Origin of the sequence: Stenotrophomonas sp. SORGH_AS_0282 (assembly GCF_030818125.1) — a bacterium.
GTDB classification, from domain to species: Bacteria; Pseudomonadota; Gammaproteobacteria; order Xanthomonadales; family Xanthomonadaceae; genus Stenotrophomonas; species Stenotrophomonas rhizophila_A.
Genome location: NZ_JAUTAB010000001.1, coordinates 2,939,673 through 2,963,158, shown reverse-complemented (window position 1 = coordinate 2,963,158; position 23,486 = coordinate 2,939,673). Strand labels below are relative to the sequence as shown.

Annotated in this window: 25 protein-coding genes; 15 read left to right on the top strand and 10 right to left on the bottom strand. The window is 66.4% G+C overall.

What is annotated here, in order from left to right; translation table 11 throughout:
* Nucleotides 1-54: 54 nt before the first annotated feature.
* The 5 genes from QE395_RS13200 to QE395_RS13180 all read left to right on the top strand — a co-directional run bounded on the left by QE395_RS13200 (nucleotide 55) and on the right by QE395_RS13180 (nucleotide 4,861).
* Nucleotides 55-663, top strand: coding sequence for a nucleotidyltransferase domain-containing protein (locus QE395_RS13200; protein ID WP_249833892.1), 609 nt, complete (start codon nucleotides 55-57; stop codon nucleotides 661-663).
* A gap of 257 nt (nucleotides 664-920) precedes the next feature.
* Nucleotides 921-1,817 (top strand): TIM barrel protein, encoded by an 897-nt coding sequence (locus QE395_RS13195; RefSeq protein ID WP_249833893.1) that lies wholly within the window; start codon nucleotides 921-923, stop codon nucleotides 1,815-1,817.
* 31 nt (nucleotides 1,818-1,848) lie between these two features.
* A complete protein-coding gene (locus QE395_RS13190; RefSeq protein WP_068849992.1) occupies nucleotides 1,849-3,534 on the top strand; it encodes a GMC family oxidoreductase in 1,686 nt (561 codons plus the stop codon).
* A complete protein-coding gene (locus tag QE395_RS13185; RefSeq protein ID WP_306989509.1) occupies nucleotides 3,534-4,109 on the top strand; it encodes a gluconate 2-dehydrogenase subunit 3 family protein in 576 nt (191 codons plus the stop codon). Before QE395_RS13190 ends, QE395_RS13185 begins: the two co-directional genes overlap by 1 nt.
* A gap of 11 nt (nucleotides 4,110-4,120) precedes the next feature.
* Nucleotides 4,121-4,861 (top strand): DUF1080 domain-containing protein, encoded by a 741-nt coding sequence (locus QE395_RS13180; protein WP_306989506.1) that lies wholly within the window; start codon nucleotides 4,121-4,123, stop codon nucleotides 4,859-4,861.
* 7 nt (nucleotides 4,862-4,868) lie between these two features.
* Here QE395_RS13180 and QE395_RS13175 read toward each other — a convergent pair whose 3' ends face one another.
* From QE395_RS13175 to QE395_RS13155, 5 genes are read right to left on the bottom strand one after another with little or no spacing between them, the layout of a single operon-like run.
* A complete protein-coding gene (locus QE395_RS13175) occupies nucleotides 4,869-5,165 on the bottom strand; it encodes a cytochrome c (protein WP_237334324.1) in 297 nt (98 codons plus the stop codon).
* An 18-nt stretch (nucleotides 5,166-5,183) separates the two neighbouring features.
* Nucleotides 5,184-6,050, bottom strand: a complete 867-nt coding sequence (locus QE395_RS13170) for a sugar phosphate isomerase/epimerase (RefSeq protein WP_306989503.1) — start codon at nucleotides 6,048-6,050, stop codon at nucleotides 5,184-5,186.
* Nucleotides 6,051-6,069: 19 nt separating this feature from the next.
* A complete protein-coding gene (locus QE395_RS13165; RefSeq protein WP_095363436.1) occupies nucleotides 6,070-7,194 on the bottom strand; it encodes a Gfo/Idh/MocA family oxidoreductase in 1,125 nt (374 codons plus the stop codon).
* Between the two features lie 12 nt (nucleotides 7,195-7,206).
* Nucleotides 7,207-8,424 carry a nucleoside permease gene (locus QE395_RS13160; protein WP_306989502.1) on the bottom strand — a complete coding sequence of 406 codons (1,218 nt, stop codon included), beginning with the start codon at nucleotides 8,422-8,424 and terminating at the stop codon, nucleotides 7,207-7,209.
* A 26-nt stretch (nucleotides 8,425-8,450) separates the two neighbouring features.
* A complete protein-coding gene (locus tag QE395_RS13155) occupies nucleotides 8,451-9,503 on the bottom strand; it encodes a sugar phosphate isomerase/epimerase family protein (RefSeq protein ID WP_306989501.1) in 1,053 nt (350 codons plus the stop codon).
* Nucleotides 9,504-9,599: 96 nt separating this feature from the next.
* Here QE395_RS13155 and QE395_RS13150 point away from each other — a divergent pair, with 96 nt between their 5' ends.
* The gene (locus QE395_RS13150; RefSeq protein WP_306989500.1) at nucleotides 9,600-10,655 is read left to right on the top strand and encodes a LacI family DNA-binding transcriptional regulator; all 1,056 of its coding nucleotides are present in this window, start codon (nucleotides 9,600-9,602) and stop codon (nucleotides 10,653-10,655) included.
* Nucleotides 10,656-10,724: 69 nt separating this feature from the next.
* On the opposite strand, the gene QE395_RS13145 is transcribed toward QE395_RS13150, so the two are convergent.
* The gene (locus QE395_RS13145) at nucleotides 10,725-11,162 is read right to left on the bottom strand and encodes a hypothetical protein (RefSeq protein WP_068850016.1); all 438 of its coding nucleotides are present in this window, start codon (nucleotides 11,160-11,162) and stop codon (nucleotides 10,725-10,727) included.
* 94 nt (nucleotides 11,163-11,256) lie between these two features.
* Between QE395_RS13145 and QE395_RS13140 the strand changes: the two genes are divergently transcribed.
* Both QE395_RS13140 and QE395_RS13135 read left to right on the top strand, forming a co-directional pair.
* Nucleotides 11,257-11,862: a hypothetical protein gene (locus tag QE395_RS13140; RefSeq protein ID WP_068850019.1), complete on the top strand. Its 606-nt coding sequence runs from the start codon at nucleotides 11,257-11,259 to the stop codon at nucleotides 11,860-11,862.
* A gap of 87 nt (nucleotides 11,863-11,949) precedes the next feature.
* The gene (locus QE395_RS13135) at nucleotides 11,950-12,333 is read left to right on the top strand and encodes a hypothetical protein (RefSeq protein ID WP_157771700.1); all 384 of its coding nucleotides are present in this window, start codon (nucleotides 11,950-11,952) and stop codon (nucleotides 12,331-12,333) included.
* Between the two features lie 16 nt (nucleotides 12,334-12,349).
* Here QE395_RS13135 and QE395_RS13130 read toward each other — a convergent pair whose 3' ends face one another.
* The gene (locus QE395_RS13130) at nucleotides 12,350-13,465 is read right to left on the bottom strand and encodes an MBL fold metallo-hydrolase (RefSeq protein WP_068850024.1); all 1,116 of its coding nucleotides are present in this window, start codon (nucleotides 13,463-13,465) and stop codon (nucleotides 12,350-12,352) included.
* Between the two features lie 58 nt (nucleotides 13,466-13,523).
* Nucleotides 13,524-14,093 carry a TetR/AcrR family transcriptional regulator gene (locus QE395_RS13125; RefSeq protein ID WP_306989499.1) on the bottom strand — a complete coding sequence of 190 codons (570 nt, stop codon included), beginning with the start codon at nucleotides 14,091-14,093 and terminating at the stop codon, nucleotides 13,524-13,526.
* Between the two features lie 182 nt (nucleotides 14,094-14,275).
* On the opposite strand from QE395_RS13125, the gene QE395_RS13120 reads away from it, so the two are divergent.
* From QE395_RS13120 to QE395_RS13105, 4 genes are all read left to right on the top strand, one after another.
* Complete coding sequence (locus QE395_RS13120) at nucleotides 14,276-14,734, top strand: DUF1801 domain-containing protein (protein ID WP_068850029.1); 459 nt, start codon at nucleotides 14,276-14,278, stop codon at nucleotides 14,732-14,734.
* 37 nt (nucleotides 14,735-14,771) lie between these two features.
* Nucleotides 14,772-15,215, top strand: coding sequence for a DUF1801 domain-containing protein (locus QE395_RS13115; RefSeq protein WP_099047385.1), 444 nt, complete (start codon nucleotides 14,772-14,774; stop codon nucleotides 15,213-15,215).
* A gap of 119 nt (nucleotides 15,216-15,334) precedes the next feature.
* Nucleotides 15,335-16,462, top strand: coding sequence for a metallophosphoesterase (locus tag QE395_RS13110; protein ID WP_249833902.1), 1,128 nt, complete (start codon nucleotides 15,335-15,337; stop codon nucleotides 16,460-16,462).
* Nucleotides 16,463-16,515: 53 nt separating this feature from the next.
* Entirely contained in the window at nucleotides 16,516-16,839 is a 324-nt protein-coding gene (locus QE395_RS13105; RefSeq protein ID WP_093533214.1) for a hypothetical protein, read from the top strand.
* A gap of 36 nt (nucleotides 16,840-16,875) precedes the next feature.
* Here QE395_RS13105 and QE395_RS13100 read toward each other — a convergent pair whose 3' ends face one another.
* Nucleotides 16,876-18,288: a DUF2867 domain-containing protein gene (locus QE395_RS13100; RefSeq protein ID WP_093533215.1), complete on the bottom strand. Its 1,413-nt coding sequence runs from the start codon at nucleotides 18,286-18,288 to the stop codon at nucleotides 16,876-16,878.
* Between the two features lie 22 nt (nucleotides 18,289-18,310).
* Nucleotides 18,311-18,631 carry a metalloregulator ArsR/SmtB family transcription factor gene (locus QE395_RS13095; RefSeq protein ID WP_068850041.1) on the bottom strand — a complete coding sequence of 107 codons (321 nt, stop codon included), beginning with the start codon at nucleotides 18,629-18,631 and terminating at the stop codon, nucleotides 18,311-18,313.
* 173 nt (nucleotides 18,632-18,804) lie between these two features.
* Here QE395_RS13095 and QE395_RS13090 point away from each other — a divergent pair, with 173 nt between their 5' ends.
* From QE395_RS13090 to QE395_RS13080, 3 genes are all read left to right on the top strand, one after another.
* Nucleotides 18,805-19,296, top strand: a complete 492-nt coding sequence (locus QE395_RS13090) for a sigma-70 family RNA polymerase sigma factor (RefSeq protein ID WP_306990507.1) — start codon at nucleotides 18,805-18,807, stop codon at nucleotides 19,294-19,296.
* Nucleotides 19,293-20,354, top strand: coding sequence for a FecR domain-containing protein (locus QE395_RS13085; protein WP_306989494.1), 1,062 nt, complete (start codon nucleotides 19,293-19,295; stop codon nucleotides 20,352-20,354). Before QE395_RS13090 ends, QE395_RS13085 begins: the two co-directional genes overlap by 4 nt.
* Before the next feature lie 71 nt (nucleotides 20,355-20,425).
* Nucleotides 20,426-23,485, top strand: a complete 3,060-nt coding sequence (locus QE395_RS13080; protein WP_306989492.1) for a TonB-dependent receptor — start codon at nucleotides 20,426-20,428, stop codon at nucleotides 23,483-23,485.
* The last annotated feature ends 1 nt before the right edge of the window (nucleotide 23,486 follow it).

Sequence of the window (23,486 nt, the reverse complement as noted above, 5' to 3'; positions counted from 1 at the left end):
ATGTGTTGCCGAATAAGCAACATTTGTCGCCTGATGAGCAACACGTCGCCACCGATGGACATCCTGTTCCCGGCCACCCGCCAACGGGTGCTGGCAGCGCTTCTTTTGCAGCCGGATGCCAGCTTCCACCTGCGGGAGCTGGCCAGGATCACCGGCACCCACGCCGGTACCCTTGCACGCGAACTGGACAAGCTCACCGGATCCGGACTATTGCTGCGAAGCGAACAGGGTAATCAGGTCCACTACCGGGCAAATCGCGCGTGTTTGCTGTTCGATGACCTGGCTGCGATGTTCCGCAAGACCCATGGCGTGGTGCCTGTCCTGCGCGACGCCTTGGTTCCAGTGGCCGATCACGTCTCGTTGGCGTGGGTCTTCGGCTCGGTGGCGAAGGGCACCGAGGTCGACGGAAGCGACGTGGATCTGCTGGTTCTGGGCGATCTGGGGTTCGCTGACCTGGTGCGTGCCATCCACCCCGCGCAGGAAGTGTTGCGCCGGGAGATCAATCCTGTGCTGTACTCAATGGAAGAGTTCATGCGGCGCGTGCAGAACGGTGATGCGTTTGCCAGCGAATTATTGGCAACGCCCAAGCTGCTGGTAACAGGAAACAGGGATGACCTTGGAAAACTTGCTGGCAATCCGGCAGCTACAAGCGCACAACGCTGAACCCATCTCGCTGCGCAATCCAAAGAGATCAATGGCTGCGTGAGCGTCACGCAGTAGCTTGCGGCTGCAGAATTCACTCGGCGGCATACGACACCGGCAGACTGCCAGTAGTTACGGGCACTGAATTTCATTGTGCCCTGCAGCATCCATTTTCGTGCAGTGCGTCTTGCAAAAAAACGAACTACTCCTCTATGGTGCAATCGATTGCATTGCAGTGAATAGTTGCGTTTGATACCGGTTGGGAGGCCGGAAAGCGGATGCCCGACCATTCGATTGGATCGATCCAAGGTGCGCGCGTCACGCGGCGCGATGCGCTGCGTATTGCGTTCGCCGGAAGTATTGGCCTGGCAACCGCAGGCGTGACGCCCTCGATGGCCGCCATCGCGCCGCTCAAGGGCAACCTGAAGCATTCGGTCGCCCGCTGGACCTTCCCCAAGTTATCGGTGGCCCAGCTCTGCCAGACGGTAAAGGGCATCGGGTTCGCCGCCATCGACCTGGTGGGGCCGGAGGACTGGCCCACGCTGAAGTCCCATGGGGTGTACAGCTCTATGTGCAACGGCGCGGAGCTGGGCTTGACCAAGGGCTTTGCCGGCCGACAGTTCCACGACCAACTGGTGGAGCGCTACACCCGGCACATCGACCTGGTCGCCGATGCCGGCTACCGAAACCTCATCTGTTTTTCCGGCAACCGCAACGGCATGGACCCGCAGGAAGGCATGGCCAATGCCGAAGCCGGGCTCAAGCGCATCCTCGGGCATGCCGAGAAGCGCGGCGTGGTGCTGGTGATGGAGCTGCTGAATTCCCGGGTCGATCACCCGGATTACCTGTGCGACCACTCTGCATGGGGCGTCGAACTGTGCCAACGGCTCGGCTCGGATCACTTCGGCCTGCTGTACGACATCTACCACATGCAGATCATGGAGGGCGACATCATCGCCACCATCGGCCGGCATCACGCGCATTTCAAGCATTACCACACCGCGGGCGTGCCGGGTCGGCACGAGATCGGAGACCAGCAGGAGCTCCAGTATCCCGCCATCTGTCGCGCGATCCGCGACACCGGTTTCGATGGGTATCTGGCGCAGGAGTTCATGCCTGCGGCACCCGATCCCATCGGTTCGCTGCGCGAGGCGATCCGCCTCTGCGACGTCTGAAATTGATATCCACCCAGGTGAAGTAGAACCCATGGCAGACAATCATTACGACGCAATCGTCGTCGGCTCCGGCATCAGTGGCGGTTGGGCGGCGAAGGAACTGACCGAGAAAGGCCTCAAGGTCCTCATGCTGGAACGCGGTCGCAACATCGAACACGTGAAGGACTACGTCAATGCGATGAAGGAACCGTGGGACTTCCCGCACCGCAACCGGCCCACCCAGGCGATGAAGGCCGCTTTTCCGGTACTGATGCGCGACTACGCGCTGGCCGAGAACCTCGAGGGAATGTGGGCCGACGAACAGGATTCGCCCTACATCGAGACCAAGCGCTTCGACTGGTTCCGTGGGTATCACGTCGGCGGACGCTCGTTGATGTGGGGGCGGCAGAGCTATCGTTTGTCGGACCTGGATTTCCAGGCCAACCTCAAGGATGGCATCGCCACCGATTGGCCGATCCGTTATGCCGACATCGCGCCCTGGTACGACCACGTGGAGAAGTTCGCCGGCATCGCCGGTACGCGCGAAGGGCTGGACGTATTGCCGGACGGCGAATTCCTGCCGCCGGTCCCGTTGAACATCGTCGAAAAAGACGTGGCCGCACGGATCAAGCAGGCCTTCGGTGGCACCCGGCACATGATCCATTCGCGCACCGCCAACATCACCCAGCCCAAGCCCGAGCAGGGCCGCGTCAACTGCCAGTACCGCAACAAGTGCATCCTGGGCTGCCCGTTCGGCGCCTACTTCTCCACCCAGTCGGCCACGCTGCCTGCGGCCATGAAGACCGGCAACCTCACCCTGCGGCCGTTCTCGATCGTCAAGGAAGTGCTCTACGACAAGGACCGCAAGCGTGCACGTGGCGTGGAGGTGATCGATGCCGAGACCGGGCAGACCTACACCTACACGGCCAAGGTCATCTTCCTCAACGCCTCCTCCTTCAACTCCACCTGGCTGCTGATGAACTCGGCCACCGATGTGTGGGAAGGCGGGCTGGGCTCGTCGTCCGGCGAGCTGGGCCACAACGTGATGGACCATCATTTCGGCGCCGGTGCCTCCGGCCGGGTCGAAGGGTACGATGACAAGTACTACTTCGGCCGGCGCCCCTGCGGCTTCTACATTCCCCGTTTCCGCAACGTCGGCGGCGACAGCCGCGGCTACACGCGCGGCTTCGGCTACCAGGGCGGCGCCAGCCGCAACGGCTGGTCGCGCGAGATCGCCGAACTCAACATCGGCGCCGACCTGAAGGAGGCGTTGACGGTGCCGGGCGACTGGCGCATCGGCATGACCGGCTTCGGCGAAATGCTGCCGCACCACGACAACACGATTCGCCTCGACCCTGACCGCAAGGACAAGTGGGGGCTGCCGGTGTTGGCGATGGATGTATCCATGCGCGCGAACGAAAAGGCGATGCGCAAGGACATGGCCGCCGATGCCGCCGAGATGCTGGAGGCCGCCGGGGTCAAGGACGTGGAGATGCACGACAACGACTACGCGCCGGGCAAGGGTATCCATGAAATGGGCACCGCACGCATGGGCCGTGACCGGAAGAACTCCGTGCTGAACCAGCACAACCAGGTGTGGGATGCGCCCAACGTGTACGTGACCGACGGTGCCTGCATGACCTCCAGCGCCTGCGTGAATCCCTCGCTGACCTACATGGCCCTGACCGCACGCGCGGCCGACCATGCGGTGCGCGAGCTGAAAGCGGGGAACCTGTAATGGAACGTCGCGACCTGTTGAAGATGATCGTCGCCGCCACGGGCGCAGCCCTGGTCGGCCTGCCCGCGCTCGCCAGTGGCCAGGGGCTGGCGGCGGGGGCGAAGACCGCCTTCTCCGCCGCCGATATCGCCACGCTGGACGAGATCGCAGAAACCATCCTGCCGCGCACGAAGACGCCGGGGGCCAAGGACGCCGGCGCGGGTGCGTTCATGGCGCGCTTCGTCACCGACTGCTACACCGCCCAGCAGCAGGCGGCATTCCATGCCGGCCTGGCCGACATCGACAAACGTGCCGGTGGACGCTTCGTGGCGCTGGCACCGCAGGCGCGCACCGAGCTGCTGCGTACGCTGGATGCGCAGGCCCGGAAACGCGCCACCGAGGTGAGCGAGACCGGTACCGCCGAAGGCGGTGAAGCGACGCCGCACTACTTCACGATGATCAAGCAGCTGGCCATCTTCGGTTTCTTCACCTCGAAGGTGGGGGCAACCGAAACGCTGCAGTACGTCGCCGTGCCGGGTCGCTACGACGGCGACCTGGCCTATGTCCCCGGTACCCCCGCGTGGGGCACCAGCTGATGAGGAACCCGATGAGCAAGCCCCTGCTGATGGCCGTCTGCGTGCTGGCTGCAACGCCTGCATTCGCGCAGGCCGATGACCCCGCGCGCGATCCGACCAGGACCGAGGTGTGGAAGCCGGTGCCCGCGACCGTGGCCACCCCCATGAACGCCGCGCCGTCCGATGCGATCGTGCTGTTCAACGGCAAGGATGTCTCCGCGTGGGAGTCGGAGACGGGCGGACCCGTGCCCTGGAACGTTGCCAACGGCGCGCTGACCGTGGTGCCGGGCAGCAAGGGCATTCGCACCAGACAGGATTTCTGCGACATCCAGCTGCATGTCGAGTGGCGCGCGCCCACCGCGACCAAAGGCTTCGACGGCCAGCATCGCGGCAACAGCGGCATCTTCCTGCAGGAGCTGTATGAGCTGCAGGTGCTCGACAGTTACAACAACCCCACCTATGCAAACGGCCAGGCCGGCTCGCTCTACAAGCAGGCCATGCCTCTGGTGAACGCCTCGCGCAAGCCGGGCGAATGGCAGGCGTACGACATCATCTGGAAGGCACCGCGCTTCTCACCGGGCGGTGGGCTCACGTCACCAGCGCGCATCACCGTGCTGCACAACGGCGTGCTGGTACAGGACGACACCGTGCTGTCGGGCAAGACCGAGTACATCGGCGCGCCCTCGTATGCACCGCATGGGTGCGCGCCGCTGTACCTGCAGGAGCACGATTCCAAGGTCAGCTACCGCAACATCTGGGTGCGGAAGCTGTAGTGGGAAGCTACTTCGCCAGGTAGCTGGCGAGGTTGCCGATGTCCTGTTCGGAGAGTTGGGAGAAGGGCGGCATCAAGCCACCGCCCTTCTTGATCTTGTCCTTGATCTGAGCCGCGTCCAGCCGCTTGGCGACATCGGTGAGCGCGGGGAACGCCGGCGGAACGCCGGCCCGGTTCGCACCGTGGCAGGCAACGCAGTGCGTCGCGTAGAGCTGCGCGCCGGCAGCGGGATCGTCCTTGGACCACGCGGCCGTTGCAAACGTGGTCCCACACAGAACCACGGCCATTGTCAGGATCGTTTTCAAGCAGGGCTCCTTGGCTGGCTAGCGCTGTGCGCTGGCGGGCAGGCGGGCGGTGAGGTGGTGGCGCAGGTAGTCTGCGCCGGTCTTGATGACGGTGGCCGGATCGCGCGGCTGGTCGTGTTCGACGATGTACCACTGCACCCCGGCAGCGGCGGCGGCAGGCAGGATCGCGTTCCAGTCCAGCACGCCCTGGCCGACGGCGGCAAAGCCGCCCTCGTCTTCGGCCTGGCCCTTGGGGGCATTGTCCTTGGCGTGCACCGCGAATACGTGGCCGCGGAACTTGCCCAGCATCACCACCGGGTCATGGCCGGCACGCGCCACCCAGGCCAGGTCCAGCTCGGTCTGCAGGTCGGGGCCGGCTGCGGCGAACAGCAGTTCCAGGCCGGTCTTGCCGCCGAAGTCGACCAGCTCGAAGTCATGGTTGTGGTAGGCCAGGTGCATGCCCTGGGCTTTCGCCTGCGCCGCGATCCGGCCCAGTTCCTGGCCCAGGGCGGTCCAGCCGGCGGCATCGGTCGGCCGATCCTTCTTGTCCAGGTACGGCACCACCAGCGTGGTGTTGCCGATCGCGCGGTTGAAGGCCACCACGCCAACCAGGTCCTTGCGCAGATCGGCCAGCTGCACGTGCGACGAAATCGCCTTGATCAAATAGCGGTCCAGCAGCTGCTTGAGTTCAGCGGCACTGACGTTCTGGGTGCCGACCGTTTCCACCGCGCCCACGCCCGCGTCGTGCACGATCTTCAACTGCTGGTCGAGCGTGCCGGCGTTGCGCAGCGTGTACATCTGCACCGCGATGGGCTGCTGTGGACTTGCCGCGTCACCGGCGAAGGCGGGCAGGGCGGCGAGCAGCAGCAATGCGAGGGTGGTGGTCCGGCGTGCAGCAGTCTTCATCAAGAAATCCTCATGCAGTTCAACCGATGGCGGTCCAGGCGCGCGACCTGGCCGATGCAATGACGCGGTCGACGATCAGCGCCGAACGCAGGCCGTCCTCGAAAGTGGGCAGGCCCTGTGGCCGCTCGCCGTCGATGGCGTGATAGGTGTCGGCGACGAACGCCTCGAAGCACTGGGCGTAGCCCTGCGCGTGGCCAGGCGGCAGCACCGCCAGCCGGCGTTGCTCGGCACTGCCGGCGCCAGGTCCGCGCACGAAGGTTTCCTCGCGCTGGTCGGGCTGGCCAATCCACAGCCGCTCCGGGTCTTCCTGGTTGAATGCCACGCTGGCCGTGGCGCCGTCGATCTCGAACCAGAGCCGGTTGTGGCGCCCTGCCGAGACCTGGCTGACCGTCAACGAGGCGAGCGTACCTGCGCCGGTCTTGAACATCGCTGCGGCGACGTCCTCACTGGTTACCGCCTGCATCGCGCCGCCCGCCGCCGGCGTGGTGAAGCTCTGCCCGCCCACGGCACCCCGCTCGGCAACCACGGTGGCGAACGCCGCGCTGACATCAACGAAGCGCTCGCCGCTGACCCATTCCACCAGGTCGCACCAGTGCGAGCCGATGTCGGCGAACACGCGCGAGGCGCCGCCCAGCGCCGGGTCCACGCGCCAGTTGTTGCTGGCCGGGTCCAGCAGCCAGTCCTGCAGGTAGCTGCCGTGGATCAGGTGCAATGGCCCCAGCTCGCCCTGCGCGATGCGTGCGCGTGCCTCGCGCACCACCGGGTGGTAGCGGTAGACGAACGGCACCGTGGCGACCAGCCCGGTCGAGGCTGCCAATGCCGCCAGGGCCTGGGCGTCTTCCAGCGTGGTGGCCAGCGGTTTCTCGCAGATCACGTGCTTGCCGGCTTCCAGTGCCGCCTGCGCCATGGCGCGGTGAAGGTGGTTGGGCGTGCACACATGCACCACCTGTACCTGCGGATCGGCGACCACGTCTTCGATGTCACGATAGCCGCGCGGAACATTCCATGAGCGCGCCACTTCCTCCGCGCGTTGCGGCGACGAGGCGACCACGCCGCGGACCTCCGCGCCGGCAAGCAGCGCCGCGCGACGATGCACGGCGGCGATCATGCCGGTGCCTACAATGGCGATTCCAAGCTTGCGCATCGTGTCGGCTCCTCAGTGCGAGCTGGGCGCGGCGGCAAGCGCCGGCCGGTCGCGGAACAACAACAGGAAGGCGACCAGCACCACCAGCGCCACGCCGGCCGGGAACAGCCAGATCCGCTGCCAGTCCGGGCCCGTCGCCGTGGTGTAGTGCTCCACCACCGCGCCGGACAGGAACGTGCCGATCAGCATGCCCACGCCGTACGTGGCCAGGGTGATGAACCCCTGCGCGCTGCTGCGCGCGGCGGGGCCGGCATGTGCGTCGGTGTAGATCTGGCCGGTGACGAAGAAGAAGTCGTAGCAGATGCCGTGCAGCACGATGCCGATCACCAGCAGGGAGAAGCCGCCGCCGGCATCGCCGAAGGCGAACATCACGTAGCGCACCACCCACGCCGCCATGCCCACGGCCAGCATGGTCTTGACCCCCAGCCGCACGAACAGGAACGGCATGGCCAGCATCAGCAGCACTTCGGACACCTGGCCCAGTGACTGCAGGCCGGCCGCGCCGCGCACGCCCAGGTCGTTGAGATAGGGGTTGGTGAAGTTGTAGTAGAACGCCAGCGGAATGCAGATGGCGATGGAGGCCAGGAAGAACACCAGGTAGGAGCGCGACTTCAGCAGCCGCAGCGAATCCAGCCCCAGCACCTGGCCCAGCCCGGCGTCGCGCTGCTGCGCCAGCGGCGGCGTGTGCGGCAGGGTGAACGCATACAGGCCCAACGCCAGCGATGCCATCGCTGCCATGCGGAAGGTCAGTTCAAGCGTATGCGCCTGTTCCCAGCCGAGCCAGCCGATCAGCACGCCGGCCACGATCCAGCCGACGCTGCCGGCCACGCGCACGGGCGGGAACTGCTTCTCCGGCGACTGCATGTGCCGCATCGCCACGCTGTTGGCCAGCGCCAGCGTCGGCATGAACAGCAACATGTAGCCCATCACGCAGGCGAAGAACGTGTTGAAGTCCGTCGCCGTAGACGCCAGCCACATCAGCACCGCACCGGCCAGGTGCAGGACCCCGAGAATGCGCTGCGCCGCGAAGTAGCGGTCCGCGATCAGCCCGACCAGGAACGGCGCCACGATGGCGCCGATGGACTGGCTGAGGAAGGCCGTGGCCACCTGGCTGGCGCTGGCCTGGAGCGGGCCCTGCACCAGGTACGTGCCCAGGGTCACGAACCATGCGCCCCAGATGAAGAACTGCAGAAACATCATCGCGCCCAAGCGCGACATGGCGTGCCTCATGGCTTGCCCTCCCAGGCGGTAATGGCTCAGATACCCAGCATGCGGCGCAGCGATGCAGGATCCGCACCGCTGTCGGCAAAGTCGTCGAAGGAACGTTCGGTCACCCGGATGATGTGGTCGCGGATGATGGCGGCGCCCTCGCGTGCGCCGTCTTCCGGGTGCTTCAGGCAGCACTCCCACTCCAGCACCGCCCAGCCCGGGAAATCGTATTGCGCGAACTTGGAGAAGATCGCCTTGAAGTCGATCTGGCCGTCCCCGAGCGAACGGAACCGCCCCGGACGATCGATCCAGTCCTGGTAGCCGCCATACACGCCACTACTTGCACTGGCGCGGAACTCCGCGTCCTTGACGTGGAAGATGCCGATGCGCGGGTGATAGCGGTCGATGAAGCCCAGGTAATCGATGTGCTGCAGCAGCAGGTGGCTGGGGTCGTACAGCATCTTCGCGCGGGGATGGTGGTCCACCAAGTCGAGGAAGCGCTCGAAGGTTGCGCCGTCGTGCAGGTCCTCGCCCGGGTGGATCTCGAAGCACAGGTCCACGCCGCAGGCGTCGAAGGCGTCGAGAATGGGGCGCCAGCGCCGGCTAAGTTCGGCGAAGGCTTCTTCCACCAGTCCTGGCGGGCGCTGCGGCCAGGGGTAGAAGTAGGGCCAGGCCAGCGCGCCGGAGAAGGTGGCATGCGCGGTCAGCCCCAGTCGCTCGCTGGCTTTGGCAGCCAGCAGCAGCTGCTCCACGGCCCAGGCCTGGCGGGCGGCCGGATCGCCGCGCTTGTCCGCTGGCGCGAAGCCGTCGAACAGGCCGTCGTAGGCGGGATGGACGGCTACCAGCTGCCCCTGCAGGTGCGTGGACAGCTCGGTGATCTGCACGCCATGCCCGGCCAGCATGCCGGCGATGTCGTCGCAGTACGCCTGGCTGCGGGCGGCCTCGGTCAGATCAAACAGGTGAGGCGCGCTGGTGGGGACCTGTACGCCAGAATAGCCAAGGCCTGCCGCCCACTGGGCCAGCGTGTCCAGCTGGTTGAAGGGCGGTGTGTCGCCGATGAACTGTGCCAGGAACAGCGCCGGACCCTTGAGCGTCTTCAACGTGATTCACCCTGATGCAATCGATTGCATTACCCTAGCAGGACGTTCCGCAAAACCTGTTGTGCACTGCACAGCGACAAGAAGAACCCAACACCCATGGCAACCATCTACGACATCGCAAAGCACGTCGGCGTTTCCGCAGGCACGGTGTCGCGGGCGCTTTCGCGGCCGGACAAAGTCCTGCCGGCCACGCGCACGCGCATCGAGCAGGCCGCTGCCGCGCTGGGCTATGTGCCCAACACGGTGGCCCGGACGCTCAAGACCCAGCGCAGCGGCAAGATCCTGGTGACCGTGCCGGACATCGCCAATCCGTTCTTCGCCCAGATCCTGCAGGGCGCGGAGGAAGCGGCGCAGGCGGTCGGGTATGCCGTGCTGCTCGGCGATACCCAGCATCGACCCGAGCGCGAAGAACGCTACGCGCAGATGCTCCGCCGCAACGAGGCCGACGGCATGATCGTGCTCGGCCATCGCCTGCCGCCGACCGCGCGCGCGATCGTGCAGCAGCAGGGCACCACCGCGCCGGTGGTCAATGGCTGCGAGTTCGACCCCGCACTTGGCATCCCCAGCGTGCACATCGATAACGCCGCCGCCGCGCGCGCGGTGATGGACCACCTGTACGGTCTGGGCCACGAGCGGATCGCCGTAGTCGGCGGGCCGCCTGACAATCCCCTGCACCAGCAGCGTCTCGAAGGGGTGCAGGCCGCCAGCAAGGCACGCGGTCGCCTGCGCCACCTGAGCGTGGTGCCGGGGGATTTCTCAGTGGAATCGGGTCATGCGGCAGCAAGGGCGCTGTTGGCCGGCGCGACCGTGCCCACCGCGATCTTCTGTTTCAGCGACCAGATGGCGCTGGGGGTACTGGCAGCCTGCCGGGACCTGGGCATCCGCGTGCCCGATGCGCTGTCCATCGTCGGCTTCGACGATCTGGCATCGTCCAGCTACCTCACGCCCGCATTGACTACCGTCCGGCAGCCCATGCGGGAAATCGGCGAGCGCGCGGTGAACCTGCTGCTCGCCATCATCGAAGGCGTGGATGTACCGCTGCAGCAGACGCTTGAGTTCAGCCTGATGGTGCGGGGTTCCACTGCTGCCTATTGCAAGCAGGCAGTACCTGGTTGCCCCACGCTGGGCTCGAAGGCCAGACCGACACGCTGATCATCTGTTTCACGGTAGACGATCGCTCTGCAACGGCTGCCCTCGTATTCCCTTGATCCGTAACGCGGCTCAGTAAGGATGCGCTTTTCCGCAGGCCAGCACGTGGTTGTAATCGCTGGACATGCATTGGTAGAAGGCGCGCTTGTTGCCGTCGGCCGCTTCGCAGTCGGCCGTGGTGAGCTGCGGCAGCAACGCACGCAATGGCGCGGCGGAGGCATTGAACTGTTCCGCCGCGAGGTAACCGCCGCGGACGTTCTTTTCGCCCACTTCCAGCATGGTTTCCACGCCGTACCGCGCGTTCTCGACGGCCTTGGCGCAGTTCAGTTCGTTCTCGCCCTCGCGCACCTGGAGCAGCTGCCGGGAAATCTGGTCCGCATCGGCTACCGCGCGGTCGCGGGCGCTGGGCGCGGTGGTCGTGTCATCGGCGGCAGACACCACCGGGCCCAGCGCCAGGAGCAGGAGTACCGCCGCCGCGCGGCCGGTCCAGCGGGTCGAAAGGTTGGGCATGCGGTGACTCCATGGCGGGAACGCGCGATGATACCGCGCCCCTGTGCTGGGGTACCTCGTTCGCAGTTCCTCCTGCCAACCTCTGGAATCCACCATGATGCGATTCGTCTTGTGCGTGCTTTCGCTGTTTGCGTTCGTTGCCCCCGTCGGGGCCCGGGATTTCGTCAAGAAAAGTGCCACGCAGTCGGTTGCTCTCCCGGAGCCCGACAAGGCGCAGCTGATCTTCCTGCGCCCGTCCTCGCTGTTCGGCGGCATGTACACGATGTTGAGTGAAGTAACCCCCGAGGGTGACCGTTTCATCTCGGCCATCGGTGGAAAAGACAAGGTGGTGTATTCCACGGCCCCCGGCAGGAAGATGTTCGTCTCCAACGATGGCATGCGCGTGCATTTCATGGACGCCGACCTGGAGGCCGGCCGGCGCTACTACGTACTGGTCCGTCCCGTGTATGGCAATGGCTACCAGCTGCGGCCGATCCGGCGTGATGGGGGCAGCGACTACAGCATGGACAACCCGGATTTCATCAACTGGGTCCGGCAGAGCCGGCGCGTGGAGGCATTAGGCAGCGAGCCGCCGATGCCGGCGCGGGCCCTTCCGCAGCTGGCAAAGGCCCGTGAGCTGGGCTGGGCCAGCTGGCTGGCAAAGACGCCTGCCGAGCATGCCGAGCTGACCCTGGAGCGCGCCGACGCTGTTGATCGGTAGTAACGCGGCGGGTCATCGCCAGCCTGCCTTTGAACGGGTAGGCTGCGCGGGACAGATTCCAAGGGAGTGGAGCGTATGTGGCGACAGATGGCAGCGGTGCTGGTGGTGATGGGTCTGGTGACCGGGATCACGCATTTTTTCAGGATTTCCTTCGTCGCCAAGGCCTCGTTCTCCTTCGAGGCGGGAGATGTAACGGGGGTCATGGTCGGAGTGTGGATAGCGCTGCTGGGTGGGCTCATCTCAAGGCGCTACCGATTCGCCCTTGCCGTAGCCGCCATGTACCTCCTGGTGTGCTGCATGGCGGTGTACTTCGTCAGCCGGTTCATGGACGACGGCTTTCTCGGCGCGTTCCTGTTGAACGGCTGGAACAGCGTGGCCTACGTTCTGGGCGGCATGCTGGGCGCCTGTGTCGGTGTGTTCATCGGTAGTGGCCGGCGACGCGCCCGTGAGCGCGTCCTGCCCGAAGCCTGAGCAAGGCAGAGTCCACTCAGCGCGCGCTGCCCGCCACTACGCCGCTGCTTTCGCTTTCCGTTGCGGCCAGCGCCCGCCACCACGGCGTGCCCGCATGCGGCGCGGAAAGATCCAGGCGTTCGCCCATTTCCGGCGTGGACAGCGCGATCCCGCGCTGCGCGGCCAGCGCGCTGACCCGCTCGAATGGTTCTTCCCAGCGGTGCATGGCCAGGTCGAAGGTGCCGTTGTGGATGGGCACCAGCCACTTGCCGCGCAGGTCCTGGTGCGCCTGCACGGTCTGTTCCGGCTGCATGTGCACGAACGGCCACTTGGCGTCATACGCACCGGTTTCAACGAAGGCGACATCGAACGGCCCGTAACGTTCGCCGATGCGCTTGAAGCCGTTGAAATAGCCGGTATCGCCACTGAAGAACACGCGCAGCTCATCGTCCAGGATCACCCACGAGGCCCACAGCGTGCGGTTGCCATCGCGCAGCCCGCGGCCGGAGAAATGCTGGGCCGGGGTGGCGGCGAAACGCACGCCATCGACCTGGGTTTCTTCCCACCAGTCCAGCTGCACCACGCGGTCCTGCGGCACGCCCCAGTCGATCAGGCGGTCGCCCACGCCCAGCGGGGCCAGGAACACCTGTGCACGCGTTGCCAAGTACTTGATGGTCGCGCGGTCCAGGTGGTCGTAATGGTCATGCGAGAGCAGCACGCCACGGATGGGCGGCAGTTCCTGGAGCGCGATCGGCGGGGCGTGGAAACGCTTCGGGCCCATCCACTGCACGGGCGAGGCGCGCTTGGAGAAGACCGGGTCGGTCAGCCACCAGCCACCGCGCAGTTTGATCAGCAGGGTGGAGTGGCCCAGCCGGTACATGCTGCGGTCCGGCGCTTCGGCCAGCGCCTGCGCGGTAAGCGCGCGCACCGGCGGCGCCTTGGGCGGGGTGGTGCCCGGCGGGCGGTTGAACATGAACTCCCAGAACAGCTTGAGCGTGGCGCCGAAGGATTCCTTCGGTTTGGCGGCCACGTTGGTGAACTGGTCATCGGCGCGTTGCGGCGAAGTGTCGTAAGAGGCGATAGGCACGGTGAAGGTCATCCCGATCAGAACGGTGAGGGAGAAGGCGACAGCGAGTACAGGCAGGATGCGCATGCGTCTCCTTGGTCTTGTGGATGAGTGCGCAAGCACTCATTCATTGGCGGAGAAAAAATCAACGTTGAATGCCCTTCCAGAACAGGTCGAAACCGGCCTGCTGCAGGGTGTCGCGTTGCTCGGGCTGGGCGGCCATGGCCTCCAGCGTGGTTTCCAGCAGGCTGATCAGCACCCGGCCGAGGTAGAACGGAATGCGCTCCGGGTCGATATGGCGGGCAAGGCTGGCTTCCAGGGTCTGCAGCGTGGTGCCGAACAGCCCGGCGCAGTGGGTGCGGGTGCAGTCGGTGATGCGTTCGGACACCTTCAGCTGGCGCAGTGCCATGCGGTCGATCGGATGCGCCGCACCCCAGACCAGCAGCGCGTTCCACACATGGTGCAGCTGTTCACGGACCTCGGCATTCGCCGGGAAGGTGCCACCGACCGCCAACGCCAGGCGCTCTTCCAGGCGCACGAACAGCGCATTGAGCAGCGCGTCCTTGGTCTCGAAGTAGGTGAACACCGTGCCCTCGGCGACCTTGGCCGCCTTGGCGATCTGCGCGGTGGACGCGCCCACGCCCTGTGCAGCCACCAGTCGGGCGGCAGCAGCCAAGATCGCATCGCGTTTCGCTTCGCTGAGGGGGCGGGCCATGACGGGGTATAAGTGAGTGACCACTCATTTATAGGGCGCGGGACGCGAGGATGCAAGGGGCTGCCGGCCAGGATGGGGCGGCCGTTCAGCTCGCCCCATCGCCGGATTCGTCACGCTGCTGACTCGGCACGCTCGCGTTGAAATTGATGGGAGGGCGGTCTATAAGGCGGTCAGGCACCTGCATGGGCATCGACGTGGCGACCACCCGACGCAAAGCAGTCCCCGACCCATCCACCGGCACGCCGCGCCTGCTGGCCGGCGGCAACCCGCAGATTCCCAAAGGCGAGGGCGATGCCCCCGTGCAGGCGTGGATCGCGGCAATACCCGACTGGAAGCGCGACGCGGCCCGGCAGCTCGATGCGCTGGTCGTGGCAGCGGTGCCGGGCGTGCGCAAGGCGGTCAAATGGAACTCGCCGCTGTATGCCGCCGGCGATGACGGCTGGTTCCTGAGCATGCATTGCTACGCGCGCTACATCAAAGTGGCGTTCTTTCGTGGCAAGGCACTGGATCCGGTGCCGCCGGAGGCATCCAAAAGCCAGGACACGCGCTACCTGCACGTTGTCGAGGACGTGCCGCTGGATGCCAAACAGTTCACCCGCTGGGTGAAGCAGGCCAGCCGGCTTCCCGGCGAAAGGATGTAACCCATCCCCTTCTTTCAACGTTGATCAGGACCCGGTCATGCCACGTGCCAGCACCCGCAGCAAGCCGATTGCCACCGCCACCGCTGCACCGGACGACGCCGCGCAGCAGATCGATGCAAAGATCGCCGCGCTGGACGACTGGCGCGGCAAAACCCTGGCGCAGCTCCGCAGCATCATCCACAAGGCCGATCCCGACGTGGTTGAGACCGTGAAGTGGCGCGGGGTGCCGGTCTGGGAGCACGACGGCATCCTCTGTACCGGGGAAACCTACAAAGCCGCGGTGAAGATGACCTTCGCCCATGGGGCCAAGCTGGACGATCCGAAGGGATTGTTCAATTCCAGCCTGGAGGGCAACACCCGCCGCGCCATCGACGTGCATGAAGGCGAGAAGATCAACGAGGCGGCGTTGAAGGCCCTGATCCGGGCGGCGGTGGCCTTCAATACGGCCAAGGCAAAAGCGAAGAAATCACCTTCTCGCTGAACCGCGCAACCCAGAATTCCACCCCCTCGCGGTGGCACCTGTCGTCAACATCGGCAAAGATGGTGCGCTGCACGATCGCCGCTGGCGCGCGCGCATCCCCCCGGAACCTGGAATTGCCTGTGCTGAGTGTTGTTGGAGTAGTACTTGCGTTGTATGTGGTGTGGCGCTTGATCTGGCCGCTGCGCGTGCCGGTCTCGGTACGTGGCCCGCTTGGCCTGCTGGTGCTGGCGCTGGCGCTGCACCACCGGATCGTGGCGCGGTTTGCCGGCACGATGGCTTCGCCGGAGATTCCCAAGGCGGCCCTGGTGGTGCTGGCCAGCGGTTTCACCGCGCTGCTGCTGGTGGCGGTGTTCCTGCTGGTGCTGGACGTCCTGCTGCTGGGCGCGCGCCTGCTGAAGCTGCCGCGCGCTGCCGATGCCCTGCGCCGCAGCTGGTTGCGGCCAGCGGTGGGCGGACTGGCGCTGGTACTGGGCATCTGGGGCGTACAGCAGGGCATTGCCGTGCCGCAGACCCGCCAGATCGAGGTGACCATTGCCGGCCTTCCGCAAGCGTTTGATGGCTATCGCGTGCTGCAGCTCACCGACATCCACGCCAGCCGCCTGCTCACCGGCGACTGGGTGGCCAAGGTGGTGGCTGAAAGCAACGCGCTGAAGCCGGACCTGGTGGTGATCACGGGCGACCTGGTGGACGGCAGCGTCGCCGCCCGCGCCAACGATGTACGCGCGCTGGGCCAGCTCCACGCACCGGATGGGGTGATCGCGATCACCGGCAACCACGAGTATTACGGCCAGTATGCGCAGTGGATGCCGGCATTCCGCGCGCTGGGCATGCAGGTGCTGGAGAACAGCCACACCCGGGTCACGCGCGATGGCGCGGTGCTGACCATCGCCGGGGTCACCGACCCAGTGGCGGCGCGCTATGGCCTGCCAATGCCGGATCTGAAGGCAGCACTGGCGGGCGCCGATTCCGGGGCGCCGGTGATCCTGCTCGACCATCGCCCGGGGGAAGCGCGCGCCAACGCGGCGCAGGGCGTGCAGCTGCAGCTGTCCGGGCACACCCACGGTGGCCACATCGTCGGCATGGACCAGCTGGTGAAGCGGGCCAACGGCGGGTACGTCTCCGGACGCTACGACGTGGACGGCATGACGCTGTACGTCAGCAACGGCGCCGGCCTGTGGCCGGGCTTCGCCGCGCGCCTGGGCGTGCCCTCAGAAATCACGCTGGTGACGCTGCGCCGCAGGCCATAGCCCATAATCGCCGCCAACGAGGCCGTTCGGTTTCCGTCAACGAGGACGCACGCATGTTGGTTTTGTTGCTGGTGGCGGGGCTGCTGGTGGTGAACATGGCGGCCTCGCTGTACGTATGGGCAAAGGCGGACGCGCCTGCATCGCAACGTCGCCTGCAGCTGCTCGTCATCTGGCTGCTGCCGGTGGTGGGGGCGGTGCTGTGCGTCATGTTCGTGGGGATGGCACGCAGCTCCGAGGGGCAGGGTCAAGACGCTCGCTGGCACGGTGATGGCGGCGGCACGCACACCGCCGATCCGGGCGGTTGGCGGCTTCATGCTGAAAGCCGCGACGCGGACATTGGCGATGGCGCGGGCGCTGATGGGGGAAGCGGGGACTGACAGCCCGCAGCCGCCGCTGCACCCGCGCCGGGTCGCTTACCTGGCCAATGCTGGCTGTGTTGGCACGGTTGCCTGGACAAGGTCCGGGGCCAGCGCGTGGGCTACGGCCATGCGCAGCATGGCGGGGCTGATGTGGCGGCGATGCACGTGGTCGATGGCCGCCATGTAGAGGCGACCGAAGCGGTTGTGGGTGCGCACCCGCGTGCCCAGTGCAATCACTGCCGCGCCGTCCGCCTGCAGCTGCACACGGACGCAGGAACGGAAGCGAAGGTGGCGGTCGTCCGCACCCAGCAGCACTTCGGCGCTGCGGTCGGTTGCGTCCACGCGCTGTGCATGGACCGGGAAACGACCGGCAAAGAGCGTGCTGCGGTCGGTCGAAAGCAGCGAGGAGACCGGGCAACCCAAGGCTGAAGTGCGCAGATGAAGCGGCGCCACCAGTGCATTTCGCAGTGCCATCAAACGGCCCACGCTGGGCGGTGGATTGAGAACGAAGCCTTCCAGCAGCGCTTCCAGCACCACGCTGGCCGAACGGCTTGCCACGCTGTGCGCGGGCAGCACCAGCGTGTTGTAGTCCTGGTGGTCGACGCGGTCGGCGAGCGCCCCGTGCAGCAGCGAATCCGCCGGCGGGGCGGGCAGCGCCTGCACCGGATGCCGCGCAGCGCTGCGGCCGATGTAACCCTGCGCCGGGCGCAGCCGCGCCAGCCACGCGCGCAGTGGGCCGACCAGGTCGCGTGTGCGCGCGCACAGGCCGGCCAACGCCGAACGGGCCGGCGACTGCAGCGACAGGCTCACCACCGGAACGCGCGACAGGTCGGCCTGGTCCAGCAACAGCTGCAGCGTCTGCGGAAGGGTATCGGTCAGGGACGGAATGTCGGCGCTGTCCGCATCGATCTGCGCGCGCTGCGCCTCGGTCAGCGCGCCGCTGCGTTCGTTGGCGTGGCATGAGAGCGCGAACAGCGCCGGGTGGCGCGGGTGGCGCGACACGAACTGGTGCCAGGTGCCGCTGCCGAAGCGCACCGTGAACAGGCAATCAGGCGGGATGTCCACACAGCGCAGCGCATGCAGGAACGCAGCCGGGTCGCGCTGCAGCTGGGCATCGGACGCGGTGGAAAAGCGCAGCTGCGCACCGCCGCTGCCGGCGATGGCGGTGAACATGCGGGGCCCGGCATGGCGGTGGAACGGATGCCCCTGGCGCCCGACCGAGAACGAGTACAGCGACGACGCATCGTCGTGGGCCAGGTGCATGCCGCCGAGCCGTGCGGAGGGCTCGTCCAGCGCATCCACGAAGGCCGGATGCGCGGCCTGGCGAAGCCCGGCATCACGCAGCAGCTGGTCGCCGGCACCGATCCCGAGCTGGGTGATCAAGGCCACTTCCACCGGGCTGCCATCCCCATACGAAGGCAGGCTGATGCTGGGGAACGAACGACTCACGCGGTGGGTGTCCAGCATGCCGGTCTCCTGGTGGCAGGGCTCAGGTCGAAGGGGTGGGTTTGCGCTTGGCGCGTGCGCGGCTCTCGCGCTGCAAGGGGCCGCCAACCGGGCAGACTTCGGCGGCCCAGGCGAACAGGGTGTTGGTCAGGCGGTCGGGCACCTGGCGGAAATACACGAACTGGCCGCGCTTCTCGCGTTCTATCAGGCCGGCATCCTCCAGGATGCGCAGGTGGCTGGAGAGCGCCGGCTTGCTGAAATCAAAGCGTTCCCCCAGTTCGCCCGCGGTGAGCTCGCCACCGTTGAGGTAGGCCAGGATCTGGCGGCGGGCGGTGGAAGCCAAGGCCTCGAAGATGCGGTCCATTCCGGTAGTTAATTAATTCGTTAACTAATCGTGCGCCGTGGCCCTGGGCCTGTCAAGTGCCGGCTGCCGCATCGCACCGTCACCACCGCGTCATACGCAGCGCTTACCTTGCGCCGCACTTCAGGGGTTGGGGCGGCACAGTGGCCGAGCAGGCAAGAGGGCGGCTGGCGCGGATGTTCGTGGAACACGCGCCGGTGCTTCGGGGGTTCTTCGTGCGCCGGGGGGCGCGACAGGACGCCGAAGACCTGGTGCAGGAGACGTACCTGCGTCTGCTGCGTGCGCATGCGGGGCCGGGCGAGTCCATCGCCAATCCCGAGGCGTATCTGTTCACCGTAGCGCTGAACCTGGCGCGTGAGCAGGCCAGCCGCAGGCGCTGGTCGACCCTGCCGATCGAGGACATCGAACAGCTGGGCCAGGGCCTGGCCAGCGGGGAATGCGTGGAAGATGCCGCCGAACGCGAACAACGCAGCCAGCGCCTGCAGGCGCTGCTGGCCACGCTGCCCGAGCACACCCGCGCCGTACTGGTGATGCAGTACCGCGATGGGCTGAGCTACAAACAGATCGCCAAGCGCCTGGGTGTCTCCTCGCATATGGTGAAGAAGCACGTCGTGCGCGGGCTTGCCGTGTGCCGGCGCGCGATGGCCGAGCGCGAGGTGCTGCGATGAGCGCACCGTCGCTGCACCCCTCCGCGTTGATCCAGGCCGCCGCTCACTGGCATGCGCTGCAACGCCAGGGCGATGTGACGCCCGCGCAGCAGCGCGCCTTCATGGACTGGCTGCTGGTCTCGCCCGAGCACCTGCGCGAGTACCTGGTGATCAGCGAAACCGCGGGCGAGCTGGGGGAGGCGCTGCGCGCGATGCCGATCGACCTGGACGCGCTGCTGGCGGCGCCGGCAGCGCAGGGCACGGGCGATAACATCGTGCAGTTGCCGGCGCGCTTGCCGCGTGCAGCCGCACCTGCGCCGGCCCGGCGCCGGTGGCTTCCTGGTATCGCTGCCGCAGCCGCGCTGCTGCTGGCTGTGGGCGTCGGCACGCCGCTGGCGTGGCCGCATACCACCCGCTATGTGGCCGCCCATGGCACGCCGCGCCAGATCGAGCTGTCCGACCACAGCATGGTTCATCTCAATGCAGAGAGCGAAGTCTCGGTGCGGATGAGCCTGTTCGGTCGACGCGTTGAACTGGAGCGAGGCCAGGCCAGCTTCGTGGTCGCGCCGGACCGCCGGCCGTTTGCCGTGCATGCCGGCGGCCTGCAGGTGACCGACATCGGCACCACCTTTGATGTCTCGCTGCTGCGCGAGCAGGCGCGGATCGCGGTCAGCGAGGGCCGCGTACAGTTGCACGGTGATGGCGGCCGCGGACGCCTGCTGGCCGATCTGTCGGCGGGCAAGGTGGCCCAGGTGGACTATCGCGACCAGCGCGTGCAGCTGCGCGATGAGGACGCGGCTAGCATGATTGCGTGGTGGCAGGGCCGCATCGTGTTCCGCGACGAGCCCCTGCGCGAAGTGGCCGACCGCTTCAACCGCAGCAACGCCCTGCGCCTGCGCGTGAGCGATGACGCCGGCGCGCTTCGCCTGACCGGCAACCTGCGCGCCGATGATCTGGGTTCGCTGCGTGCGTTCCTGGACCAGCAGCCGGCGCTGGTCATCCAGCAACGTGCCGATGGCATCCACGTACGCATGCGCGACGTGGCCGAAAGCGTTGTCAAAAAAAATTCATCGAATTAGCGGTGCCCGATCCACGCCTTGCCGCGTCGTAGTTGGGGAACGCCACCGCCATTCCCTCACTGGATCCCACGATGCGCTGCACTCTGTTCCTTTCGATCGCCCTTGCCCTGCAGGTCACCGCGACGGCTACCGCTGCAGAACCGACCCGGCTTGCCGCCGATGCCATCGCCTCGCAGCCGCTGGACATGGCACTCAACGCGCTGTCGCGCCAGACCGGCCTGCAGTTCGTCTACAACCCGCAGGTGGCGGGGAATCCGCGCACCCCGGCGGTGCCGGCGGGCCTGAGCGCGGAGGCGGCGCTTGACCGTCTGCTTGCCGGCACCGGGCTGCGCTACCGCTACCTCAATGCCGGTACGGTTACCATTGAAGCCGCGACGGCGGGCAACGAGCCCACCTCCGGCGTGGTCGCGCCGATGGCGGCAGCCGAGGCCGGGGCCGCCCCGCTGCAGGCTTCTGCGGGCGAAGGCGCCGCGCCCGGCGCGCAGAACCTGGAAACCATCCAGGTGACCGGAAGCTACAGCCGCAGCCTGGAACAGGCGGTCGACCTGAAGCGCAGCAACATCGGCTTTTCCGATTCCATCGTCGCCACCGACGTGGCCGACTTTCCGGAACAGAACCTGGCCGAAGCGCTGCAGCGCGTTCCGGGCGTGACCATCGAGCGCAGCAAGGGCCTGGGCACCAAGGTCAACGTGCGCGGCCTGCCGTCGGAATACACGTACGTGTCGATCAACGACCTGGCCACTGCTTCCGGCAGTGGTGGGCGTGACGTGGAATTCGACATGTTCGCCTCGGAGATCATCCAGCAGGTCACGGTGCAGAAGTCGCCCACCGCCGCCGACGAAGAGGGCGGCATCGCCGGCTCGGTGAAGATCACCACCGCGCGGCCGTTCGACTACAACGAGCGCAAACTGGTGCTGTCGGCAGAGGGCGCATACAACAGCATCTCCGAAGAAGTCGACCCGCGCTTCGCCTTCCTGGCCGCCGATACCTGGGGCGACTGGGGTGGCCTGGTGTCGTACTCGCAGTCCAAGCGCACCAACCGCACCGACTCCACCTCGGGCATCAACTTCCGCCCGATGTCGCGCTTCCTGGGGGCGTCCGGCACGCGCGGTACCCAGGCCCAGGCCGTGCTGGCACGCGACGCCGGGGTGAACATCGTCAACCGCACCGACACCGATGAAACCAATCGGGTGGTCTTCCAGGACAAGGTCGGCGACCGCGTCTACCTCAACGAGCAGGACAAGTGGGGCGCCACCGCGTCGCTGCAGTACAAGCCCAGCAGCAGCTTCAGCCTGACTTTCGATGCGATGCTGGGCGGCTACGATTCGACCGAGGACGAGTACGACGCGGCGGCCTATTCCGCCTCCAGCCGCAGCACCCTCGACACCATCCACGAATACGACGCCAGCACCCTGTCCGAGTACGGCATGGTGGTGCTGCGCGATGTGTCCTACACCGCCACCCAGCACGAGATGCTGAGCAAGGAGCGGATCAACAAGACCGATTACAGCCAGTACAGCGTTGCGCTCGACTGGAAGGGCCAGGACTGGTACATCGATGCCATGGCCGGCTATTCCGGCGCGGAGAAGACCTCGGACTTCTCCAACCTCAAGCACGTCGCCTACGCGCCTTCGCGCACCCGCTGGACCGGCCGCAGCGGCGAAACCATCCCCAGCACGCCGGGCGGCTTCGACATGTACAACGCCTCGGACAAGTACCTGTTCGAAGCCTACGAAACCACGCTGGAGAAGGTGGACGACGACAAGTACGCCGCCCAGGTCAACGTGACCCGCATGCTGGACCTGGCCTTCCTGCCGGCGCTGCGTGACGTGAAGTTCGGTGCGCGCTACACCGACCGCTCCAAGCAGCGCCAGTACGGCGAGCTCAAGATCACCGGGCCGACCGCCGGCAGCAGCGCCTGGGTCAACACCCGCACCCTGGCCGACAGCCCGCTGCAGTGGATCGGCGACATCGTTCCCGGCGGCGACTACACCATCAAGGACCTGGACTGGCAGCAGGTGTCCAACGACTACGCACGCCGCGCCTTCCGCTATGACGGCTTCTACACCCCCTTCGACGCCGGCCAGTTCTACCAGGTCGATGAGAAGGTGACGAGCGTGTACGCGATGGCGGACTTCGCCTTCGATATCGGCCACGTGCCGGTCAACATCAACGCCGGCGCGCGCTATGTCGATACCAGCGTCACCTCGTTCGGCTACCACCCGATCCAGCGGCCCGATGGCAGCACCGGCTACACCGATACCCCGGTATCCAGGGATGGCAGCTACGACGACGTGCTGCCCAGCTTCAACATGACCGCCGAACTGGCCCAGGGCCTGCTGCTGCGTGCGGCCGCGTCCAAGACCATGATGCGCCCGGCGCTGACCGACATCGCCTACAAGCGTACCGCCAGCTGGAGCTCGTACCGCTTCACCGATGGCAACCCGGAACTGAAGCCCACCTACGCCGAGCAGTGGGAAGTGGGCCTGGAGAAGTACCTGGACAACGGCGCGCTGTTTGCCGCTTCCTACTTCCGCAAGAACATCGACGGCGTGGTGATCAACTCGCTGACCGGCGTGGTCGAGGATGTGGCCGTGTACAACGCCAACGGCACCCTCAACGGCATCTTCGATTTCGACGTGTACCAGCCGGTGAACGCCAAGGGTTCCTATCAGGTAGACGGCGTGGAGCTGGTGGCGCAGCTGCCACTGGGCATGTTCCACCCCATGCTGGAAGGCTTCGGCGTGAATGCCAACTACACCGTGCTGGACAGCTCGCTGGCCGGTGAGTCCGACCTGGGCATCCGCACGCCGATGCCGGGCCTGGCCGAGAAGACCTGGAACCTTACTGCGTACTACGAAAATGACCGGTTCGATGCCCGCGTGTCCTACAACCACAAGGACGAATACGTGGAATCGATCGGCTATGACATGTACCCGATCTGGCGCGATGCCTACGGCCAGATGGATGTGTCGATCGGCTACCGGATCACCGACAACATCAAGGTCAGCCTGAAGGGCATCAACCTGACCAACGAGATCACCAGCGGCTACACCATGGATCCGTCCTTCCCGACCATGTACGAAGCCTCGGGCCGCCGCATCAGCCTGGGCCTGCGCGCCGACTTCTGAT

Coding starts and splice junctions, on each gene's coding strand:
- QE395_RS13095 (WP_068850041.1), bottom strand. CDS start 18,631: ATGGACCGCATCTTCGAGGCCTTGGCTTCCACCGCCCGCCGCCAGATC.
- QE395_RS13180 (WP_306989506.1), top strand. CDS start 4,121: ATGAGCAAGCCCCTGCTGATGGCCGTCTGCGTGCTGGCTGCAACGCCT.
- QE395_RS13120 (WP_068850029.1), top strand. CDS start 14,276: ATGGGCATCGACGTGGCGACCACCCGACGCAAAGCAGTCCCCGACCCA.
- QE395_RS13165 (WP_095363436.1), bottom strand. CDS start 7,194: ATGCGCAAGCTTGGAATCGCCATTGTAGGCACCGGCATGATCGCCGCC.
- QE395_RS13190 (WP_068849992.1), top strand. CDS start 1,849: ATGGCAGACAATCATTACGACGCAATCGTCGTCGGCTCCGGCATCAGT.
- QE395_RS13160 (WP_306989502.1), bottom strand. CDS start 8,424: ATGAGGCACGCCATGTCGCGCTTGGGCGCGATGATGTTTCTGCAGTTC.
- QE395_RS13150 (WP_306989500.1), top strand. CDS start 9,600: ATGGCAACCATCTACGACATCGCAAAGCACGTCGGCGTTTCCGCAGGC.
- QE395_RS13080 (WP_306989492.1), top strand. CDS start 20,426: ATGCGCTGCACTCTGTTCCTTTCGATCGCCCTTGCCCTGCAGGTCACC.
- QE395_RS13130 (WP_068850024.1), bottom strand. CDS start 13,465: ATGCGCATCCTGCCTGTACTCGCTGTCGCCTTCTCCCTCACCGTTCTG.
- QE395_RS13140 (WP_068850019.1), top strand. CDS start 11,257: ATGATGCGATTCGTCTTGTGCGTGCTTTCGCTGTTTGCGTTCGTTGCC.
- QE395_RS13195 (WP_249833893.1), top strand. CDS start 921: ATGCCCGACCATTCGATTGGATCGATCCAAGGTGCGCGCGTCACGCGG.
- QE395_RS13145 (WP_068850016.1), bottom strand. CDS start 11,162: ATGCCCAACCTTTCGACCCGCTGGACCGGCCGCGCGGCGGCGGTACTC.
- QE395_RS13200 (WP_249833892.1), top strand. CDS start 55: ATGGACATCCTGTTCCCGGCCACCCGCCAACGGGTGCTGGCAGCGCTT.
- QE395_RS13100 (WP_093533215.1), bottom strand. CDS start 18,288: ATGCTGGACACCCACCGCGTGAGTCGTTCGTTCCCCAGCATCAGCCTG.
- QE395_RS13115 (WP_099047385.1), top strand. CDS start 14,772: ATGCCACGTGCCAGCACCCGCAGCAAGCCGATTGCCACCGCCACCGCT.
- QE395_RS13170 (WP_306989503.1), bottom strand. CDS start 6,050: ATGAAGACTGCTGCACGCCGGACCACCACCCTCGCATTGCTGCTGCTC.
- QE395_RS13085 (WP_306989494.1), top strand. CDS start 19,293: ATGAGCGCACCGTCGCTGCACCCCTCCGCGTTGATCCAGGCCGCCGCT.
- QE395_RS13125 (WP_306989499.1), bottom strand. CDS start 14,093: ATGGCCCGCCCCCTCAGCGAAGCGAAACGCGATGCGATCTTGGCTGCT.
- QE395_RS13090 (WP_306990507.1), top strand. CDS start 18,805: ATGTTCGTGGAACACGCGCCGGTGCTTCGGGGGTTCTTCGTGCGCCGG.
- QE395_RS13135 (WP_157771700.1), top strand. CDS start 11,950: ATGGCAGCGGTGCTGGTGGTGATGGGTCTGGTGACCGGGATCACGCAT.
- QE395_RS13105 (WP_093533214.1), top strand. CDS start 16,516: ATGTTGGTTTTGTTGCTGGTGGCGGGGCTGCTGGTGGTGAACATGGCG.
- QE395_RS13185 (WP_306989509.1), top strand. CDS start 3,534: ATGGAACGTCGCGACCTGTTGAAGATGATCGTCGCCGCCACGGGCGCA.